The organism is Nitrosophilus sp. (genome assembly GCF_982775275.1).
On sequence record NZ_CEXZHP010000001.1, the window covers coordinates 17,390 to 37,138 of the forward strand.

Annotated in this window: 25 protein-coding genes and 2 tRNA genes; 10 read left to right on the forward strand and 17 right to left on the reverse strand. The window is 32.3% G+C overall.

Translation table 11 applies throughout. From position 1 onward, the window contains the following. Positions 1-52: 52 nt before the first annotated feature. The 8 genes from AC30RD_RS00095 to glmM all read right to left on the reverse strand — a co-directional run bounded on the left by AC30RD_RS00095 (position 53) and on the right by glmM (position 5,248). Positions 53-130, reverse strand: a tRNA-Pro gene (locus AC30RD_RS00095). 16 nt (positions 131-146) lie between these two features. After that, positions 147-497, reverse strand: a complete 351-nt coding sequence (gene rplT / locus AC30RD_RS00100) for a 50S ribosomal protein L20 (RefSeq protein ID WP_489492069.1) — start codon at positions 495-497, stop codon at positions 147-149. Between the two features lie 74 nt (positions 498-571). Further along, positions 572-766, reverse strand: a complete 195-nt coding sequence (gene rpmI / locus AC30RD_RS00105) for a 50S ribosomal protein L35 (protein ID WP_489492070.1) — start codon at positions 764-766, stop codon at positions 572-574. Positions 767-909: 143 nt separating this feature from the next. Next, positions 910-1,443, reverse strand: coding sequence for a translation initiation factor IF-3 (infC, locus tag AC30RD_RS00110; protein WP_489492071.1), 534 nt, complete (start codon positions 1,441-1,443; stop codon positions 910-912). After that, positions 1,440-3,278, reverse strand: a complete 1,839-nt coding sequence (gene thrS / locus AC30RD_RS00115; RefSeq protein ID WP_489492100.1) for a threonine--tRNA ligase — start codon at positions 3,276-3,278, stop codon at positions 1,440-1,442. The genes infC and thrS overlap by 4 nt, the downstream gene beginning before the upstream one ends. A 55-nt stretch (positions 3,279-3,333) precedes the next feature. After that, a tRNA-Val gene (locus tag AC30RD_RS00120) sits at positions 3,334-3,408 on the reverse strand. A 65-nt stretch (positions 3,409-3,473) separates the two neighbouring features. Beyond that, complete coding sequence (gene lspA, locus AC30RD_RS00125) at positions 3,474-3,911, reverse strand: signal peptidase II (RefSeq protein WP_489492072.1); 438 nt, start codon at positions 3,909-3,911, stop codon at positions 3,474-3,476. Further along, positions 3,908-5,248 (reverse strand): phosphoglucosamine mutase, encoded by a 1,341-nt coding sequence (glmM, locus tag AC30RD_RS00130; protein ID WP_489492073.1) that lies wholly within the window; start codon positions 5,246-5,248, stop codon positions 3,908-3,910. Before glmM ends, lspA begins: the two co-directional genes overlap by 4 nt. Before the next feature lie 101 nt (positions 5,249-5,349). Here glmM and rpsT point away from each other — a divergent pair, with 101 nt between their 5' ends. Further along, a complete protein-coding gene (gene rpsT, locus AC30RD_RS00135) occupies positions 5,350-5,622 on the forward strand; it encodes a 30S ribosomal protein S20 (protein WP_489492074.1) in 273 nt (90 codons plus the stop codon). Positions 5,623-5,641: 19 nt separating this feature from the next. After that, positions 5,642-6,709, forward strand: coding sequence for a peptide chain release factor 1 (gene prfA, locus AC30RD_RS00140; protein WP_489492075.1), 1,068 nt, complete (start codon positions 5,642-5,644; stop codon positions 6,707-6,709). A gap of 33 nt (positions 6,710-6,742) precedes the next feature. Here the strand turns inward: prfA and AC30RD_RS00145 are convergent, their stop codons facing one another. Genes AC30RD_RS00145 through speE form a run of 4 tightly spaced genes read right to left on the reverse strand, consistent with a single transcriptional unit; the run spans position 6,743 to position 9,666 of the window. Next, a complete protein-coding gene (locus tag AC30RD_RS00145) occupies positions 6,743-7,459 on the reverse strand; it encodes a glucosaminidase domain-containing protein (RefSeq protein ID WP_489492076.1) in 717 nt (238 codons plus the stop codon). Then, complete coding sequence (gene dapF, locus AC30RD_RS00150; protein ID WP_489492078.1) at positions 7,456-8,205, reverse strand: diaminopimelate epimerase; 750 nt, start codon at positions 8,203-8,205, stop codon at positions 7,456-7,458. The genes AC30RD_RS00145 and dapF overlap by 4 nt, the downstream gene beginning before the upstream one ends. Next, the gene (coaE, locus tag AC30RD_RS00155) at positions 8,192-8,800 is read right to left on the reverse strand and encodes a dephospho-CoA kinase (RefSeq protein WP_489492080.1); all 609 of its coding nucleotides are present in this window, start codon (positions 8,798-8,800) and stop codon (positions 8,192-8,194) included. Before coaE ends, dapF begins: the two co-directional genes overlap by 14 nt. A gap of 47 nt (positions 8,801-8,847) precedes the next feature. Then, the gene (gene speE / locus AC30RD_RS00160; RefSeq protein WP_489492082.1) at positions 8,848-9,666 is read right to left on the reverse strand and encodes a polyamine aminopropyltransferase; all 819 of its coding nucleotides are present in this window, start codon (positions 9,664-9,666) and stop codon (positions 8,848-8,850) included. Between the two features lie 132 nt (positions 9,667-9,798). Here speE and AC30RD_RS00165 point away from each other — a divergent pair, with 132 nt between their 5' ends. The 3 genes from AC30RD_RS00165 to AC30RD_RS00175 are packed head-to-tail and all read left to right on the forward strand — an operon-like array spanning position 9,799 to position 11,790. Next, positions 9,799-10,026: a phosphoribosylaminoimidazole synthetase gene (locus AC30RD_RS00165; RefSeq protein ID WP_489492083.1), complete on the forward strand. Its 228-nt coding sequence runs from the start codon at positions 9,799-9,801 to the stop codon at positions 10,024-10,026. Positions 10,027-10,054: 28 nt separating this feature from the next. Next, positions 10,055-11,050: a phosphoribosylformylglycinamidine cyclo-ligase gene (gene purM / locus AC30RD_RS00170; RefSeq protein ID WP_489492084.1), complete on the forward strand. Its 996-nt coding sequence runs from the start codon at positions 10,055-10,057 to the stop codon at positions 11,048-11,050. Next, positions 11,047-11,790, forward strand: a complete 744-nt coding sequence (locus AC30RD_RS00175; protein ID WP_489492086.1) for a YdcF family protein — start codon at positions 11,047-11,049, stop codon at positions 11,788-11,790. Before purM ends, AC30RD_RS00175 begins: the two co-directional genes overlap by 4 nt. Here the strand turns inward: AC30RD_RS00175 and AC30RD_RS00180 are convergent. Continuing rightward, positions 11,773-12,399: a phosphoribosyltransferase gene (locus AC30RD_RS00180; protein WP_489492087.1), complete on the reverse strand. Its 627-nt coding sequence runs from the start codon at positions 12,397-12,399 to the stop codon at positions 11,773-11,775. The genes AC30RD_RS00175 and AC30RD_RS00180 overlap by 18 nt on opposite strands. A gap of 62 nt (positions 12,400-12,461) precedes the next feature. Between AC30RD_RS00180 and dtd the strand changes: the two genes are divergently transcribed. The 5 genes from dtd (at position 12,462) to AC30RD_RS00205 (ending at position 16,148) form a co-directional block, all read left to right on the forward strand. Beyond that, positions 12,462-12,905 carry a D-aminoacyl-tRNA deacylase gene (gene dtd / locus AC30RD_RS00185; RefSeq protein WP_489492089.1) on the forward strand — a complete coding sequence of 148 codons (444 nt, stop codon included), beginning with the start codon at positions 12,462-12,464 and terminating at the stop codon, positions 12,903-12,905. A 305-nt stretch (positions 12,906-13,210) separates the two neighbouring features. After that, positions 13,211-13,873 carry a peptidoglycan editing factor PgeF gene (pgeF, locus tag AC30RD_RS00190; RefSeq protein WP_489492090.1) on the forward strand — a complete coding sequence of 221 codons (663 nt, stop codon included), beginning with the start codon at positions 13,211-13,213 and terminating at the stop codon, positions 13,871-13,873. Beyond that, a complete protein-coding gene (locus tag AC30RD_RS00195) occupies positions 13,861-14,358 on the forward strand; it encodes a hypothetical protein (RefSeq protein WP_489492091.1) in 498 nt (165 codons plus the stop codon). The genes pgeF and AC30RD_RS00195 overlap by 13 nt, the downstream gene beginning before the upstream one ends. A 99-nt stretch (positions 14,359-14,457) precedes the next feature. After that, positions 14,458-15,546: an FIST C-terminal domain-containing protein gene (locus AC30RD_RS00200; protein ID WP_489492092.1), complete on the forward strand. Its 1,089-nt coding sequence runs from the start codon at positions 14,458-14,460 to the stop codon at positions 15,544-15,546. Then, positions 15,543-16,148, forward strand: coding sequence for a GGDEF domain-containing protein (locus AC30RD_RS00205; protein ID WP_489492093.1), 606 nt, complete (start codon positions 15,543-15,545; stop codon positions 16,146-16,148). The genes AC30RD_RS00200 and AC30RD_RS00205 overlap by 4 nt, the downstream gene beginning before the upstream one ends. Here AC30RD_RS00205 and AC30RD_RS00210 read toward each other — a convergent pair. Genes AC30RD_RS00210 through AC30RD_RS00225 form a run of 4 tightly spaced genes read right to left on the reverse strand, consistent with a single transcriptional unit; the run spans position 16,129 to position 19,464 of the window. Continuing rightward, on the reverse strand, positions 16,129-17,310 hold the full coding sequence (locus tag AC30RD_RS00210) for a replication-associated recombination protein A (protein ID WP_489492094.1): 1,182 nt from the start codon (positions 17,308-17,310) through the stop codon (positions 16,129-16,131). The two genes, AC30RD_RS00205 and AC30RD_RS00210, sit on opposite strands and share 20 nt — an antisense overlap. Further along, a complete protein-coding gene (locus tag AC30RD_RS00215; protein WP_489492095.1) occupies positions 17,303-17,695 on the reverse strand; it encodes a secondary thiamine-phosphate synthase enzyme YjbQ in 393 nt (130 codons plus the stop codon). The genes AC30RD_RS00210 and AC30RD_RS00215 overlap by 8 nt, the downstream gene beginning before the upstream one ends. Beyond that, positions 17,664-18,470, reverse strand: a complete 807-nt coding sequence (locus AC30RD_RS00220; RefSeq protein WP_489492096.1) for a pseudouridine synthase — start codon at positions 18,468-18,470, stop codon at positions 17,664-17,666. The genes AC30RD_RS00215 and AC30RD_RS00220 overlap by 32 nt, the downstream gene beginning before the upstream one ends. Before the next feature lie 31 nt (positions 18,471-18,501). Continuing rightward, positions 18,502-19,464, reverse strand: coding sequence for a KpsF/GutQ family sugar-phosphate isomerase (locus AC30RD_RS00225; RefSeq protein WP_489492097.1), 963 nt, complete (start codon positions 19,462-19,464; stop codon positions 18,502-18,504). Between the last annotated feature and the right edge of the window lie 285 nt (positions 19,465-19,749).

Consider the following 19,749-nt stretch of genomic DNA (forward strand, 5'->3'; position numbering starts at 1 on the left):
TTGAATTTAATTTTTTAAAGATAGATATTTGTAGAATATATAGAGGAAAAGATGGTCGGAGTGGCCGGATTTGAACCGGCGACCTCTACCACCCCAAGGTAGTGCGCTAACCAGGCTGCGCTACACCCCGAAGTGCGGCTGCTTTATTAAAGAGCCGCTTTTGCTTTTTGGACGATTTTTGAAAAATTTTCAGGTTCATTCATCGCAAGATCAGCCAAAATTTTTCTATCAAGTTCGATGCCAGCCTTTTTTAATCCATGTATAAATCTTGAATAACTAATATCATTTAATCTACATGCAGCGTTTATTCTTGTTATCCAAAGTTTTCTAAAATCTCTTTTTTTCTGTTTTCTGTCTCTATAAGCATATACTAAAGATCTTTCAAGTTGCTCTTTAGCTTTTCTAAAATGTTTTCTTCTTCCGCTATAAAAGCCTTTTGCAAGCTTTAATATCTTTTTATGTCTTCTTCTTCTAACTATACCTGTTTTTACTCTCATTTTTTTCTCCCTTTACCTTTTTGTTTTTTTAGGTGCCCTTTTTGGGACTTGACCCTAATGGGTGGAGTTTTAGCTTAATATGTAGCTATTAACTCTCTTATTCTTGGTTCGTCAACTTTACTAACATAATGAGGCGCTCTTAATCCTCTTTTTGTTTTAGGCGATTTTTTAGTTAAAATGTGGCTTCTAAAAGCACTGCCTCTTTTTATTTTGTTTTTTGTTTTTTTAAATCTTTTGGCAGCCCCGCGATGTGTTTTCATTTTCGGCATCTAAACTCCTTTGCAAAATTTAAGGTGCATATTATATCGTAAGATTATAAATGAAAGATTAAAATAAAGAGGTAATTAGGAATTTGGAATTGGAAATTTCAGTTTTTTAAATAAACTAATTCCCAATTCCTAATTTATAAAAGTCATTTTTTCTTATCTTCTTTTTTTGGCACGACCATCATATTTACATATCTTCCTTCGATATGGGGCTTTTTTTCTACTACGCCAATATCTTCAATAAGGGGAATAATCCTCTCAAGGACTTCTACGCCGGCTTCTGGATGTGCCATTTCCCGCCCTTTTAAAAATACTCTAAATTTTACATGTTTTCCTTTTTCCAAAAACTCTCTTGCGTGCTTAACTTTATAATCTATATCGTTTTGAGCGATTTTTACCGAGAGTTTTATCTCTTTTACCTCAATTTTTGTTTGTTTCTTTTTGGCTTCTTTTTTCTTCTTTTCCTGCTGATATTTGAATTTGCCAAAATCCATAATTTTGCATACAGGCGGATTGGCGTTTGGCGCGATCAAAACAAGATCTAACCCTTTTTCTTCCGCTAAACTTAAAGCCTCATCTCTTGAAATAATTCCAAACTGGGTTCCATCCTCACCTATACACCTAACCTTTTCGGCTCTTATATCCTCATTTAAGAGCACTTGATCTTTTTTCTTACTCAAAAGCGTACCTCACTTAATTTCTCCTTGATTTTTTCAAAAAATTCTTTTTCAGATATATTATACTGTATTCTTTCTCTTCTATCCCTTATAGCTACAAATTTTTCGCTAACTTCTTTGTCGCCTATAACGACAATCATTGGAACTTTTTGTTTTTCAGCGTTTCTTATTCTTTTATTTAGGCTTTCATTTTTGTCAAAAATCTCGCAATCTACACCTAAATCAATCAATTTTTCTTTTAATAAGTATGCATAACTTTTATGGGGATCGGCTATTGGGATGAGGATTATTTGAGTTGGAGCTATAAAGAAAGGAAATTCTCCAGCAAAATGTTCTGTCATAATACCAATAAATCTTTCAAAAGAGCCTAAAATTGCCCTATGAATCATTACAGGCCTTTTAGCGCTGTTATCACTATCGATATACTCAAGTTCAAATCTTTGAGGAAGATTAAAATCTACCTGGATCGTTCCACATTGCCATTTCCTGCCGATCGCATCAGTTATTTTAATATCGATTTTTGGTCCATAAAAGGCTCCTCCACCCTCGTCAATGGCATATTTATGTCCATTTTCATCCAAAGCTTCTTTTAGGGAGTTTGTGGCAATTTCCCAGATTTCATCACTTCCTATTGCCTTTTTTGGTTTTGTTGAAATCTCCATCTCATATTTGAAATCAAAGGTTTTCATAATCTCATCAACAAATCCTAAAACCTCGATAACATTATCTTTTATCTGATCTGGCGTGCAAAATATATGTGCATCATCTTGTGTAAACTCCCTTACCCTAAAAAGTCCGTGTAAAACACCGCTTTTTTCATGTCTGTGAACTACGCCATATTCAAAATATTTTATAGGCAATTCTTTGTAACTTCTTTTTTTTGATTTATATATCATTATGTGGCCTACGCAATTCATAGGCTTTATACCATATTCCACACAATCATCTTTTTCATCGCAAATTTCAGTAAAATACATATTTTCTTTATAATTTTGATAATGACCGCTTTTTTTCCAAAGTTCGCTTTTTAAGATTTCAGGACCTCTAACGGGCTCATATCCTCTTTTTCTATGAGCGATAAATAGTAATGATTCAAGTTTACTTCTTAGTCTTGCTCCTTTGGGAAGCCATATTGGAAGTCCCGCTCCAACCTCTTCAAAAAATGTAAAAAGCTCTAATTCGGCTCCAAGTTTTCTATGGTCCCTTTTTTTAGCCTCTTCGATCATCGTTAAATAATCTTTTAGACTCTTTTTATCAGCAAATGCTGTTCCATAGATCCTTGTTAGCATCTCTTTAGTTTCATCGCCGCCAAGATAAGCACCGGCGACTCTTAATAGTTTAAAATGTTTTAAAAATTTTGTATTTGGAACGTGAGGACCTCGGCAAAGATCTTCAAAATCCCCCTGTTTATAGATAGAAACTGTATCGTCTGGAATATTTTTTAAAACCTCTTGCTTTAATTCATCATCTTTAAATTTTTCAATCGCCTCTTTTTTTGGGATTTGGTATCTTATGATGTCAAGTTTTCTTTTTGCGATCTCTTGCATCTTTTTTTCGATCTTTTTTAGATCCTCTTGGGAAATTTTTTCTTTTGTTTTAAAATCGTAATAAAATCCATCCTCTACCACCGGACCTACGAAAAATTTTGCGTCCGGATATAGCTCTTTTATAGCTTGAGCCATTAAATGGGCCGTAGAGTGGCGCAATACTTCAAGGGCTTCTTTGCTGTTTTCGGGATAGATTTTTTTGGAAGGTTCAATGTCGATACCTTTTTCTTTTGCGGTTTGAAGATCTAAAATTTCGTTATCTTTTTTTATTGCGATGGGTTCCAAATAGATCCTTTTTTAAAAATAGTAATTTTTTATTTATTAATTGAGTGAAATTTTTTTCATATGGTGGTCGCGAGAGGATTCGAACCTCTGACCACTACGATGTCAACGTAGTGCTCTACCCCTGAGCTACGCGACCAAATTTTATGGGTTGTTTGTTGTATTAAATTAAAGCTTAATAGTTTTAATTTTTCTTGAGTGAAATTATATTTTTTTTTGAATAAAATGTAAATATAATATCCATAAAATACCGATATCTATCATTACATCAGCAAAATTAAACACGGCAAAATCAAATCCGCAATGCCAATATATATAATCCACTACCCCGTTATAGATAAATCTATCGTATAAATTTCCAATAGCTCCACCAAATAAAATCCCTAAAATAAAAGGGATTTTTAAAATATATCTTTTATATACGATATAGATAAAGGCCCCTATTATCAAAAATAATAAAAGCCATTTTAAATAATTGCTAAAAGATGATAGCATAGAAAAGGCAACGCCTCTATTTAAAGTATATCCAAAGGTTATACATCTGCTATCATAATATAGTCCGTTTATAAAAAGCTCTTTTAAGCTTTTGTCTATTAAAAAAACACCTATTAAAGCTAAAAAAAATATTATATACGCTCTCATAAATTTAATGCTTTTGATAAAAATTGAATAATTTTATCCATCTCTTTTTCTAATAATTTTTGATCTTTTCCCTCAAGTAAGACTCTGAGTTTATTTTCCGTTCCAGAGTATCTAATAAGCGTTCTTATACCTTTTTTTTCAGCATCTTTTATAACCTCTTCAAGCCCTTTGATATTTTCTAGAGGTATTTTTTCTTGGACGTTTATATTTTTTAAAATTTGGGGATAAAGCTCAAAAGAATTTAAAATTTCACTTGCTTTTTTACCGCTTTTTAACATAAGAGCTACGGTTTGCAAAGCGCTAACAAGACCATCACCAGTTTTTCCAAAGTCTGTTAAGATGATATGTCCGCTATTTTCTCCTCCAAAATTTAAATTGTGTTTTTTAATCTCTTCAAGAACATACTTATCTCCTACTTTACTCCTATAAAGAGTGATTCCTTGCCTATTTAGAAAATCTTCCAAAGCTTTATTGCTCATAACAGTAGCAACCATTGCGTTGTTTTTTAATCTATTTTCATTTTTCAGATATAAAGCAAGAGCACCAAGAAGTTTATCTCCTTCTATTATCTCTCCTCTTTCGTCAACAACAACCAATCTATCAGCGTCTCCATCAAAAGCAAAACCTATATCGGCTCTATATTTTTTTACAACGTTTGCTAAATCATCAGGATATATAGCGCCGCATTTATGATTTATATTGAATCCATCAGGTTGATTGTTTATGACGATAGTTTCAGCTCCAAGTTCACTAAATATAGTAGGAGCTACTTTATAAGCCGCACCGTTTGCCGTGTCCAAAACTATTCTCATACCGTTTAATGTTAACTCTTTTGGAAAAGAGTTTTTTATATGAACTATATATCTTCCTATTACGTCATCTATTCTTTTAGAAGATCCAATCTCTTTTTTTGTTTTTTGATTTTGAATAATTAGCTCTTCATTAAAAAAGATTTCTTCAATTTTTTCTTCATCGCTCTCTTGAAGTTTGTCTCCAAAATGGTTGAAAAATTTTATACCGTTATCATAATATGGATTATGGCTTGCGCTTATCATGATACCTGCATCACATCTCATATCTTCCGTTAAAAAAGCGATTGCGGGAGTTGGCATAGGACCGATTTGAATTACGTTGTATCCAACGGCGGTCAAACCGCTAACAATTGCGTTTTCTATCATATATCCGCTTCTTCTTGTATCTTTGCCAACCAAGATTTTATTGGTAACTGAATGTTTTCTAAAATATATTCCCGCACTCATCGCAAGTTTCATAACAAATTGAGCCGTCAAAAATTTCCCGGCCTCTCCTCTTACTCCGTCGGTTCCAAAAAGTTTCATCAGCACTTTCCTTATTCTTAAAAAATGATTAATTTAAACTTTTTTTAAATAAACTTGGGGTATTATTCTAGCCTAAAATAAATTAAAAAGGATTAAAAAATATGGCACATCATAAATCCGCTTTAAAAAGAATTCGCCAAACAGCAAAAAGAACAGCAAGAAATAGATTTTATAGAACAAGAATTAAAAATATAACAAAAGCTGTTAGAGAGGCGGTTGAATCTGGTGATAAAGAAAAAGCTTTAGAAGCTTTAAAAGTGGCAAATAGAGAATTTCATAAGTTTGTAAGTAAAGGGGTATTGAAAAAAAATACCGCCGCAAGAAAAGTATCAAGACTTCATAAACTTGTAAACTCTATGACAGAAGCTGCGTAAGCTTCTGTTAGATCCGCCCATGCTAAAAGAGAAACTTCAGCCCTTTATAGATAGATACGAAGAGATAAATAAACTTCTAAGCTCTCCCGATATTACCAATAATATAAAAAAAATGACAGAGCTCTCCAAAGAGCAGTCAGAACTTGAGCCTATCGTAGAGAAGGCAAAAGAGTATTTTAAAGTTATTGAAGCTATTGAAGAAAATAGAGCTCTTTTAGAGGATGAAGAGCTTGGTGAGCTTGCGAAAGAGGAGTTAAAAGAGTTAGAGCCTTTAAAAGAGAAGCTCGAAGAAGAGATAAAAGTTTTATTAATTCCAAAAGATCCAAATGATGATAAAAATATCTATCTTGAGATAAGAGCCGGAACCGGAGGAGAAGAGGCCGCGCTTTTTGCGGCAGATCTTTTTAGAGCATATGTTAGATATGCAGATTCTAAAGGATGGAAAGTAGAAATAGTTAGTTCAAGCGAGAGCGATAGCGGAGGATATAAAGAGATTATCGCAAAGATAAAGGGGCAGGGAGTATATAGTAGATTAAAATACGAAGCTGGGACCCATAGGGTCCAAAGAGTCCCGGCAACGGAGTCTCAAGGAAGGATACATACTTCCGCCGTTACCGTTGCAATAATGCCAGAAGTCGATGATGTTGATGTTGAGATAAATCCAAACGATTTAAAAATAGATGTTTATAGATCAAGTGGATGTGGCGGGCAGTCTGTGAATACCACAGATAGCGCCGTTAGGATCACCCATATCCCAACGGGGATAGTTGTAGCTATGCAGGATGAAAAGAGCCAGCATAAAAATAAAGAAAAGGCTATGAAGGTTTTAAAAGCAAGAATTTATGAAAAGATGATGAGAGAGCAACAAGAGGCTCTTGCTAAAGATAGAAAAGAACAAGTCGGAAGTGGAGATAGAAGCGAGAGAATTAGAACATATAACTATCCTCAAAACAGAATAACCGATCATAGAATAGGTCTAACTTTATATAAGCTTGACGAAATTATGCAAAACGGCGATTTTGATCAGATTATCGATCCTCTTATTGCCCATTATCAGGCTCAAAAGATGAAGGAAGCGGGGTTGTGAGTTTGAAGTTTGAAGTTGAGAATAATTAATAGCTTAGCTCTCATTTAAATGGAGTCTGTTTTTTCTAATTATCGAAGATACTAATCTATTATATTTTTTTCCTATCTGAGAATATCTTTGCATAGTCATCGCCGCTTTTAAACCGTTAAAGGGTTTGCCCCCTATTTTGGCTTTGTATCTTGCTATTCTAAACTCTTTATAGGCTCTGTGTCTATTTAGGTTTAGCATATATGAGGCGATTGAGTCGTTTATACTTTTAAATATCCTTATTTTATGATTTTTGCCCTCTTCTCTATTTTGAGGGATAAGCCCGTTTTTACCAAAAGTCCATTCACCAAAAAGATTGTTTGCCTCTTTTGCAAATCTACTCTTTCCCCATCCGCTCTCCAACGCAGCTTGGGCTAAAACAAGAGATTGCGGGATAGTGTCTATTTTTATTAGATACTCTTTTTTGTTAAAAATATTTTTGATTCTGTATTTTTTTGCTATTTTTACTATTTTTTGAAGTTTTTTTGCATCGGTTATTGGAGTTTTGTAATACTCATCAAAAAAATTTTCTACAAATTCCCTCTCTTTTTTTATTTTGATATTTTCCTCTTTTACTAGGGGTCTTAATATTTCAAAAAACTTCTCTTTTTGTTTTTGAATATTTTTTATTTTATAATACCAAGAAGGTATCGATTTTAGCTCCGTTGCGTTTATAGATAGTGAAAAGAGTAAGATAGCAGCACCAGTTACAATCTTTTTCAATAAACCTCCTCTATAAAAGTTTCAAAAACTTTTTTAACTTTTCCTTTTAGATATAAAGAGTCGTTTTTAAAGCCAAGTATCAACTCTTCTTTGCTTTTTGGATATACTTTTGCTTCATCTTTCACAAGATTTTCAAGATATGCTCTATAAAATGCGGCAGCCATACCTGTTCCACAAGCTAATGTTTCATCTTCTACGCCGCGTTCATATGTTCTTATATATATTATACCATCTTTAACTTTTGCAAAATTTACGTTTGCGTTATAAATATTTCTAAGCTTTTTTGCTTTATCTTTATCAAACTCATCCAAATTATTCACAAAAGTAACAAGGTGAGGAACCCCAGTATCTATAAGCCACCATTTTTTTCCAAATTCTTGTATATTTTTATCTTTAATTATAGCTGGCGTCAACTCGCTTTTTACGGTATCTCCTTTGACTTCTGCGTTTATTACTCCAGCTCCTGTTAAAAAGCTCATATTTTTTGGTGCGATTGCATAACTGTATGCGTAATGGGCGGCCGCTCTGCTTCCGTTTCCGCACATTGAGGCTTCGCTTCCATCAGCGTTGTAAAACTGCCATTTAAAATCTACACCTTCATATGGTAAAAGAACTATTAGGCCGTCTGCTCCAATTCCGTTAAATCTATCGCACAATTTTTTTGCAAGAGAGCTTCTATCAACCTCCCTAAAAGTGTGAAAAATAATAAAATCGTTGCCGCTTGCGCTATATTTAGCTATATTCATCTTTAACCTTTTCTATAAATTTTTCTATCTCTTTTTGAAGATGCTTTAAATCTTTTGAGTTATCAATTACATAATCTGCAAGCCTTTTTTTCTCCTCTATATCTATTTGAGACTCTATCCTTTTAATAGCTTCTTCTTCACTATATCCCTCTCTTTGGGTTAATCTTTTAAGTTGAATCTCTTTTGGTGCGTAAACTACCACAACTTTTTTTATAGGATAATTTTTTGTTTCATAAAAAAGAGGAATATCTACAATATAGGGAACTTTGTATTTTTCAAGTTTTAAAGACTCTTTTTCTATCCTTTTTTTTATCAAGGGATGAAGAAGCTTTTCAAGCTTTTCTTTTGCTTTTTTATCGTTAAAGATAAGTTTTGCTAAAGATTTTCTATCAACTTTTTTGTTTTTGATATATTCTTTCCCAAAAATCTCGGCAATTTTATCTTTTTGCTCCTCTAATACTTCATGGGCGATTTTATCGGCGTCTATTATAGAAAATCCATAAAGTTTTAGTATATTGCAAACGGTGCTTTTACCCGTAGCTATACCGCCGGTTAAGGCTATAGCATGTTCAAAGGGTTTTAAATCTTCTTTCATAAAATACCTTGATCTACTTAAATTGGTTTACCATTTATATAGTTCGCCTAACTCTTTTTTACATATGTAGGCAAAACGAAACTTGCTTTGTGAATATCTGAATTGTAATATTTTACTCCCTCAAGAAGATCGGCTCTATGGAGATTTATATCGGCTGTAGGATGGTAAAATTTACTACCCATTATAAAATTCCAATTGCATCCAGGATACATATACATCTCAAATCTATAAGGCATAACTATTTTAAAAAAGGAACCGATCGTTTTCATTATCTCTTTATGCAAAGGCATATCTATCCACCAGCTTTCCCCTTGAGCTACGACAAGTCCATCATCTTTTAATATTCGATAAACATTTGAATAAAATTTTTTGTTAAACAATCCTTCGGCGGGACCTTCAGGGTCTGTGGAATCAACCAAAACTATATCATAACTTTTATCTTTTGCCTCTTTTACAAATTCTATACCGTCACCAATAATTAGATTTAATCTTGGATTATCCCAATCCCCAATATTTGGGAAATATTTTTTACTAATATTTACCACCTCTTCATCAATCTCTACCATATCTACTTTAATTTCTGGATGTCTTAAAACCTCTTTTGCTACTCCTCCGTCTCCGCCGCCTATTATTAATACTTTTTTTGGCTCTTTATGGGTGCAGATAGCTACATGGGCCATCATTTCATGATATATAAACTCATCTTTTTCGCAAAGCATTCCATGACCGTCAATTACTAAAACTTTTCCAAACTCTTCAGAATCATAAACCTCTATTTTTTGAAATTTGCTTTGAATTTCTTCGATTTTTTCTTTAACTTTTATTCCCTGTTTAAAAAAACCGTTATGTATCTCTTCAAACCACATAATTAACTCCAATAAGATAAATTTTGTCTGATTTTATCAAAAGATTTTTAAATAAACAAAAAGTTAAGCCCTTAAATGATATAATTTAGAATCTATTATATTCAAAAGTTTTCTAAATTAAAAGGAGGAAAAATGTGTGGAGATAAGGCTCAAAGAATATTAATGGCGATAATGCTTGGGTTTATAATGTATCTATTTGCGATGGGAAGAGATGATCAGACGATGTTTCAAATAGCTGTGGTTTTACAAGCTTTTATTATAGTGATGCTTTTAATTTTTGCTTTTACAAATTTTTGCCCAAGTTTATGGTTTTTCAATAAAATTTTTGGAAAATGCGATTGGGAAAAAAAGGAAAAATAAAAAAGAATTATAAAATTAAAGGGAATCGATGAAAATAAGCTATAAAGATAGTGGCGTTGATATAGATGCTGGCGCTAAATTGGTCGAGGAGATTAAGCCCTTTGTAAAAAATACGTTTAATGAAAATGTTATTGGCGGGCTTGGTGGGTTTGCCGGGGCTTATGCTTTGCCTTTGGGATACCAAAATCCGGTTTTGTTGGCTGCAACCGATGGAGTAGGGACAAAGTTAAAACTTGCAATTGAATCAAAAATTTATGATACGGTAGGAATAGATCTGGTAGCTATGTGTGTGAATGATCTAATTTGCTCATTTGCCGAGCCTATGTTTTTTTTGGATTATTATGCAACCGGAAAGCTTGATGTTGAGGCTGCTAAAGATGTAATAAAAGGCATAGCTAATGGATGCAAAGAGGCAGAGTGTGCGCTAATTGGAGGAGAGACGGCGGAAATGCCGGGGATGTATCAAAAAGATGATTTTGATTTAGCCGGATTTGCGGTGGGAATCGCTGAAAAAGAGGAGTTGCAAAAGGATAGAGGAATAAAATCTGGAGATGTTTTAATAGCTTTAAAATCAAGTGGAATTCACTCTAACGGATTTTCTTTGGTTAGAAGACTTTTTTTTGAAGAGTTAAAATGGCATTATCATAGTGATTTTAACGGAAAGCCTTTGATTGAAGTATTGTTAGAGCCAACAAAAATCTACGTAAAAACTTTTAAAAAAGTTAAAGATAAAGTAAAAGCTTTAGCTCATATTACCGGAGGAGGGATAGTTGAAAATCTTCCAAGGATTTTGCCCAAAAATGTTAAAGCAATCATTAGAAAAAATCATATAGAACCTTTGGAAATTTTTGAGTTTATCTCTAAATATGTAGATGAAGAGGAGATGTATAGAACATTTAATATGGGTGTTGGAATGATACTTGTTGTTAGTGAAGAGAATGTAAAAGATGTTATGAAGTTGAGTGAAGGTTATATTATAGGAGAATTGGTAGAGGGCGAAAGGGGTGTTGATATTATAGAATGATATATTTTGTCTCAAAAATATTTACATATCTTTTTTTACCGCCTGGAGTTTTTATTGCGGCTATTTTTGCCGCATATTTTCTTTTAAGAAGATTTAAGATAATTTTTCTTTTTTTATCTATAATATTTTGGTTTTTATCTACAGATTTTGCTCCATATTTACTTCTAAAGCCTTTGGAAAGCAAAAAATTTTTCTCCCTAAAAATAGAGCCGATAGCTGTTGTTGTGCTTGGAGGAGGGGAGGAGAAGGGTGTTAAAAGTTTTCCAACTATGCCAGGAGCTACTGAGAGGGTTTTAAAATCAATGATATTGGCATATAATAAAAATCTTCCTTTAATATATTCGGGATTTGAAAGCGATAGCGCAAAAAAGAGTATTGAAGAGATAAATAATGGATTTAATTTGGGGTTTGTTTTTGATAAAGGATTTTTGCCAAAGAGTGTGATGTTAGAGAAAAAAAGTAAAAATACATATCAAAACGCCAAATTTACAAAAAAGATCTTTGAAAGATTTAAAATTAAAAATCCCGCCATCTATCTTGTAACTTCGGCATATCATATGCCAAGAAGTTATAAGATATTCAATAATTTTGGTTTTAAGGTTATTCCCGTTAAAACAGACTATAGAGCTTTCAAAAAATTTGATTATTGGTCAATTTTTCCAAAAATGTCAAATCTTAACAATTCATTTATCGCAATTCATGAATATTTTGGGCTTTTAAGCTTAGTTTTTAGATTTTAAAAGCTCTATAACTTCCTCATCATCTAATTGATGAAAATCTTGATAAAACTGTCCAACCGCCATAAAATCCGGTGGAGTTTGCATAAGTATCACATTATCGGCTACATCTTTTAGCTTTGCTACAACCTCAGGAGGTGCTACCGGAGCTGCTATAATGACTCTTTTTGCTCCCATCTCTTTTAATGATTTTGCGGCAACTAACATACTTGCGCCTGTGGCTATTCCATCATCTACAATAATAACGGTTTTATCTTTAACATCGATCTTTTCTTTTTTATAAAGATCTCTTTTTCTCTTCATTTCCTCTTTTTTCTTATTAATCACGTCCTCAATATACTGATCTGCGACATTTAGCATAATTTTTGCTCTTTCATCGACAAATTTTATACCATCTTCGCTAACAGCTCCTATCGCGGCTTCTGGGTTGTAAGGACTTGGGATTTTTTTAACAAAGTATATATCCATAGGAATATTATATTTTTTTGCGATTACTGCGGCAATCGGAACGCCACCTCTTGGTAAAGCTATAACTACGCTATTTTCATCGATATAATCTTTTAGTTTTTCTGCTAGAAGTTCTGCTGCTTCAAATCTATCTCTAAAAATCATTTTGCCTCCCAAAAGTCTTAGATATAATATAACTCAATAAATTTTTTATGTCAAGGAGAGAGATGATAGCATTAGTTCAAAGAGTTAAAAGAAGCAGCGTGAAAGTGGATGAAAAATTGATAAATAAAATAGATAAAGGTTTAAATATTTTATTGGGGGTATCAAATGATGATAATGAAAAAGATATCGATAAATTGGTAAAAAAGATTTTAAATCTTAGAATTTTTAACGATGAAAATAGAAAAATGAATTTGAGTATAAAAGATATAAAAGGAGAGATTTTGGTAATATCTCAATTTACCTTAGTAGGTAGTGTAAAAAAAGGAAATAGACCAAGTTTTGATAGGGCAATGGAGCCTAAAGAGGCAAAAAGATTATATGAAATATTTTGCGAAAAGCTAGGAAAAGAAGTGGATGTAAAAACCGGTATTTTTGGAGCTATGATGGAAGTTGAAATTATAAATGACGGCCCTGTTACGTTTATAATAGATTCTAAAGAGTTTTGATTTTGGTTAAAATGGTTGAGTGGTTGGGTTGTTGGGTGAGAGGTTGAAGGGAGAAGGGGTAAGGTGATAAGGTGGTAAGGGGATAAGGGGATAAGGAGATAAGGTGGTAAGGGGATAAGGAGGTAAGGAGGTAAGGAGGTAAGGGGTCAAGATGATAAGAGAGGGTTCAATTTCCAATGTCTAATTTGGTTAAAAAAGTTGAGTAGTTGGGTGGTTGAGTAGTTGAGTAGTTGGGAAAATCACTAATTCCCAATTCCCAATTCCCAATTTTCAATTTTCAACATCCAAATCTAAAAGGATAAAAATTGATACATTATCTCTTTACCGATAAAGAAGGAGGGGTTAGCAAGGGAGATTTTAAAAGTTTTAATCTTGCTTTTCATGTGGGTGATAATAAAGATGATGTTTTAAAAAATAGAGAGATTTTAAAAAAAATGATAGGTATTAGAGATATTGTCTTTATGAATCAGATTCATTCAAATATTATAAAGATCGCTAAAAAAGATAAAATATACAAATGCGATGCCTTAATTACCGATAAAAAAGATGTTGCGTTAGCGGTAATGGTAGCAGATTGTATACCGATTTTACTCTATTCAGATAATTTAATTGCGGCTGTTCATGCCGGAAGAAGCGGAACTTTTTTAAAAATAGCTCAAAAATGTGCACTAAAAATGAAAAAAATGGGTGCAAAGGAGATAAAAGCAGTATTTGGTCCATCTATAAGGTCTTGTTGCTATGAAGTAGGAGAGGAGATAATAGATATCGTAGAAGAAAATTTTGGAAAAAAATATATAATAAATAACAGTTTTTTAGATATAGTTTCAATGAATATAGATCAGTTAAAAGATGTTGGGGTAAATGATATAAAAATCATCAATACTTGCACCTGTTGCGACGAAAGATATTATTCATACAGAAGAGAGAAAAAAACGGGAAGGTTTGTAGGAGTTATATGGAGGGGATAATGAATCTAAAAGAGTTTTACGAAATAATACCAAAACTACCCGGAGTTAGAGTTTACCAATTTAGCGATAATTTCGAGATTTCAAAAGATTTAGCTAAATTTGCTAAAGAGAGGGATTTTGAACTTGAGATTGTAACTTTTGAAGAAGAGCTTTTTGAAAAATTGATAGATTTAAAAGATGAAAATGTAAAAATTAGACATATTAGCGAAGATAAAGAAAGATATAATTTAAGACAGGCACAATATGATACAGTTTTTGTAACTCTTGATATAAAAAAATTAAACAATTTAGAAGAGTTTTTAAGAAAAATTTATAGAATGATGAAAAATGCGGCAAATATCGTCTTGCCTGCCAATTTATCTTCCAAAGAGGATGTTAGAGATCTTTTACAAGAGTGTAATTATGTTGCTATTAACGATACCCAATTTGATGAAGAAAAAACTATTTTTATCGCAAAAAAACTTCACGGATGGGAGAAGGTTTAATTAAGTTTAATTTATTAAAATAAATATAAAGAGGAATAAAAAATGGTAATTAAGCTTTTTTCGAGTTCGAAGACCTCTTTGCTTTTTTGTTTTGAGGATTTGGAAAAAAAGTTAAAAAAAGAGTTAAGTGATTATGATTTTTTGCTATTTAGTATCCATCCAGAATTCCCTATAGATGACGTAAATGTATTGATTAAAAGGGTATTTAAGACAAAAAATTACGCTGCTTTTCATACGATAAATACTTTTAAAAACGAACTAATTTTGGAAAAGGGTGTAGTTCTTTTGGCGATAAAATTTGAAAAAAGAGGAAAAGTAAAAAATTTTTATATAGAGGATATTACCAATTTTAAAAATGATGACAGCATAGATAGATGCGCTAAATATTTAAATGAAAATCAAGATAAGTTTCACATAATATTAGCGAGTTTGTCTGAAGAAAAATTTGGCTATTTTATCGAAGAGTTATCAAATAAGATAGATTATTCTCCGGTAAACAATATCATCGGCGGTATATCTTCCGGCATTAAGATAAATGAAGAGTTAAGGACTTATCAGTTTATCGACTATAAAATCATAAAAAAGGGGTTTATAATTCTCTCTTTTTCCAACGTAAGATATAAAATCGACGTTTCTTTAGGATTTAAACCTTATGGGATTACCTATAAAATAACAAGATGCGAGGGGAATAAATTAATAAAAGTGGATAATAGAAATTTCGTTGAAATCGCCAAAGGGTTTTTAAAAGATATAAAAGAACCAGACATTAGATATTTATGGTATTTGCCGATTAATATTATAGACGAGAGGGACGGTTACGTAGCCACAATGAGAACGATAGAGGAGATAGAAGAAAATTATGTAAAATTTTTTGGACCGTTAAAAAACAATCAGCATTTCAAAGTCTCTTTTGCAACCGCAGACGAGATATTGGAAGAGGATAAAAAGTGCGCTTTAAAAATAAAAAAAGAGTTTAAAACGCCTGAAGTCGCTTTTAATTTTTCTTGTGTAGCCAGACAGTATGTATTAGAAGATAGGCAGAAGGAGGAAGTTCAAATTTATACAAAAATTTTGGATACCTATATATTTGGTTTTTTTACTTTTGGGGAAATTGGGCCGGATAAAATGTATAAAAAACTTAAACTATACAACGAAACTTCACTTTTGGTAGCAATGGAAGAGATATGAGAGAAAATATCAAAATTAAACTTTTACAAAATCTGCTTTCGGAGATAACAAAAAAATATGACGAATTTATAGAGTCTCAAGAGGACCAGATAGAAAAAACTTTTCAAAAAGCTATAAAGGATCCTTTAACCAATTTGTATAATAGACTCTATTTTTTTGAATATGTTCAAAAATTTTTTAAAAAAAGTAGAAGAAAAGATATAAAAGCAGTATTAATTTTTCTTGATTTAGATAATTTTAAAAATGTAAATGATACTTTGGGCCATAAAATGGGGGATAAAATATTATCCGATATCGCCCAAATATTAAAAGAGATTTTTAGAGATTACGATATGGTTGTAAGGTACGGAGGAGACGAGTTTATTATTTTTACCGAGATAGAAAAAAATAAGAAAGAGTCGTTAAATTTACTTCTTGAAAATTTCAAAGAGCGTTTGGAGAAAAAATTTAGTAGATATTTAATATCCGTCTCTTATGGAATATCTATTTTTCCAGAGGATGCGAAAGATATAAAAAGATTGATCGAAATAGCAGATGAAAGAATGTATCAGCAAAAAAAACTTAAAAAAAAAGATAAAAATTTTAGGTTTTTATCTTTGTAAGCCATTCATTTAGCGTTTTTTCAAAACCTATATTTTTAGATTCATAAAATTTTAAATTTTTTGTTATATATTTTTGTTTTACATATCCGCCATAATCGTGTGGATATAAATAACCTTTGAAAGAAGGGGGTTTTAAGTAGTTTGGAATTTCTAATATTTCACCTTCTTCAACCGCGTTAACGGCTTTTTTGATGGCTAAATAGGAGCTATTTGATTTTGGAGATGAAGCAAGATATATAACGCATTGGCTAAGTATAATTTTTGCTTCGGGGTAACCGATATTTTTTACAGCATTTAACGTGCTTACGGCTAAATTTAAAGCGTTTGGATTTGCGTTTCCTATATCCTCACTGGCTAAAATAACAAGTCTTCTTGCGATATATTCTGGAGGTTCTGCTTCTACAACAAGCCTTGCAAGATAATAAATACTTGCATCTATGTCGCTTCCTCTGATGCTTTTGATAAAAGCACTTATTAGATTATAATGCTCTTCTTTTGAGCTAACACCTTTTAAAGATGCCGCGCCTCTTAGGGATTTTAATATTTTTAAATCTACTTTTTTGGATATATTAATGGCTGCTTCAAGAAGATTTAACATACTTCTTGCATCATGGTTTGAGCTTCTGATTAGATACTCTTTTGCCTCTTTATCTATCTTAAATTCTATGATCTTCTTTGCTCTATTTAAAATTTTTTCAAGATCTTTTTCGCTTAAAGGTTTAAACTCAAAAATAAAACTTCTTGATCTAATGGCGCTTGTTAATGAAAAATAAGGATTTTCAGTGCTAGCTCCAATAATAAGTGCCTCATTTTTTTCCATTATTGGCAAAAGAACTTCTTGTTGTGTTTTTGACAATCTATGAACTTCATCTATAAAAATAAGAGGTTTAACAAGGGAGTTTTTATATTTTGAAATAATTTTTCTTATATCATCAACTTTTAAATTTACCGCATCTAATGAGTAAAAATCGCTCTCATAAATATCTGCTATTATCTTTGCCAATGTAGTTTTTCCCGTTCCTGGAGGTCCCCAAAAAAAGGAGTGTGGTAATTTTTTTGAAATTATTAGTTTATATAAAGGAGCATTTTTTGATAAAAGATGAGTCTGTCCTACAAACTCATCTAAATTCTTTGGTCTTAAAATGTTGGCTAAATTATTCATTTATTACTTTAATATAAACTTTTCTTTCTCTTGGTCCGTCAAATTCGCAATAAAAAACTCCTTGCCACTCTCCAAAAAGAGGTTTTGCATCCTCAATAGGAATAGTAACCGAGCTACCGGTAATCGCAGATTTTATATGGGCGTGAGCGTTTGAGCCGTGGGCAAAATTTATATTTGAGGGGACAAGTTTATGAAGATGCCCTAAAAAATCTCTTTGAAGGTTTGGATCAACATTTTCAAATAGAATTATTCCAGATGTGGTATGGGGTGTGAAAATATTACAAATACCGTTTTTTACTCCCGATTTTATAACAGCTTCTTTTACGATATCCGTTATATCAACCATTTCAGATTTATGATTTGTTTGAACGGTAATTATTTGCATCTTTATTCCTTTTTCTGTTTTTTTCAAACTCTTTTAAAAACTCTCTTAAATCTTCATACTCTTTTTTTGTTAGATATCTTGTTTTTCCAACGGGTAGGGCGTTTAGTTTAACTCCTCCATACTCCAATCTTTTTAAGTCTAAAACTTCTCTGTTAAAGTGTGCAAAAAATCTTCTTATTTCTCTATTTTTTCCTTCTATTAGCGCTATTTTTAGTTTTGAATATTTTGGGTCGTTTTTTATTATTTGATATGCAAAAAATGGTGCAAAACTCATAGATTTTATTTTTGTTTTTTCGTGAGCTCCCTTGGTAGCGTCTTCTAGCTCTAGTCCCTCTCTCATCGCCTCTTCCATTTCCGGGGTTATTGAGCCTTTTATTTTTACTTTATAGATTCTTTCTAAATCGCTCTCCATTAAAGCTTGCGCAACTTTTGGAGAGTCTGTTAATAAAAGAAGACCCTCGCTTGCAAAATCCAATCTTCCAACTGGTATAAAATGTCTAAATTTTGCCGGTAAGGAGTCATATATGGTTTTTCTGCCTCTTTCATCCTTTTTTGCAACAAGTTCGCCTCTTGGTTTATTATATACTATAACGGTAAAAATCTTTTTCTCTTTTACAGGTTTTCCTTTTACAAAGACTTTATCCCCTTTTTTAACTTCATAGAATGGCTCTTTTACGATTTTATTGTTTACTTTTACAAAACCCTCTTTTATAAGTTTATCTGCTTCTCTCCTTGAATATATCGTATTATGAGAGATATATTTATTTAATCTCATTTTTTCCCTTAAAATTATTTGGAATTGAAAATTATTTAATTCCAGCTTCTACTAAATCATGAATATGCAATACTCCTATTATTTTATCATTTTCATCTACTATCGCCAACATCTGTATTTTATAATCTTCGATTATTTTTAAAGCTTCACTTGCCAAAAGATACTGATTTTTGCATTTTTTAGGATTTTTATTGGCAAAATCTATAGCTTTTTTATCCAACGAAAAATCTTTTTTCATCAACGCTCTTCTTAAGTCTCCATCGCTAAGAACCGCCTTTAATTTTCCATTTTTATCTTTTATTAGAACGTTTCCAAGTTTCCCTTCGCTCATAACTACAATTGCGTCTTTGAGAAGGGTATTTTCATCAATTATTGGAAGATTTTTCGTTCTCATTAAATCTTTTATTTTAATAAAAAGTCTTTTTCCTAAAGAGCCTCCAGGATGAAATGAAGCAAAATCCTCTTTTTTAAAATCTCTTTTTTTCATCAAACAAACAGCCAAGGCGTCTCCTAAAGCCATCGTAAGAGTGGTAGATGCGGTAGGTGCGGCTTGAAGGGGACAAGCCTCTTTTTCTACAGCAATAGATATAAAAATATCGCTATATCTTCCAAGGGTGGAGTTTTCATCTGCGCTCATACCTATCAATGGAATGTCAAATCTTTTTATATGGGGAAGTATTTTTATTAACTCTTCACTTTCTCCCGAATAACTAATAGCTAAAACCGCATCTGATTTTCCAATCATTCCAAGATCGCCGTGCATTGCCTCTGTTGGATGTATAAAAAAACTCGGCGTGCCCGTTGATGCAAATGTTGCCGCTATTTTTGCTCCCACAAGTCCACTTTTGCCAACACCGGTAACGATAAGCTTGCCTTTTAGATTGTATATAGTTTCGATTGCTCTATTTATATTTTCGCCAATTTTATTTTTTGAATCTATTAACGCTTTAGCTTCTATATCTAAAACCTCTTTGGCAATTTCAATAAAATTCATATCTAACCTTTCAATTATGGACATTGGATATTGGACATTAGACATTGGTAAATGGGAATTGGGAATTTGGCATTGGGCATTGGAAATTTAACCCTCTCTTACCACCTTACCACCTTACCACCTTACTACCTTACCCCTTCTCCCTTCAACATTCAGCCTTCAGCCTCTAACCCAACCACCCAACCACTCAACTATTTTAACCAAATTAGACATTGGACATTGGACATTGGACATTAGAAATTTGGAATTAGGCATTGGGAATTTGGAATTGGTAAAATTCATTAC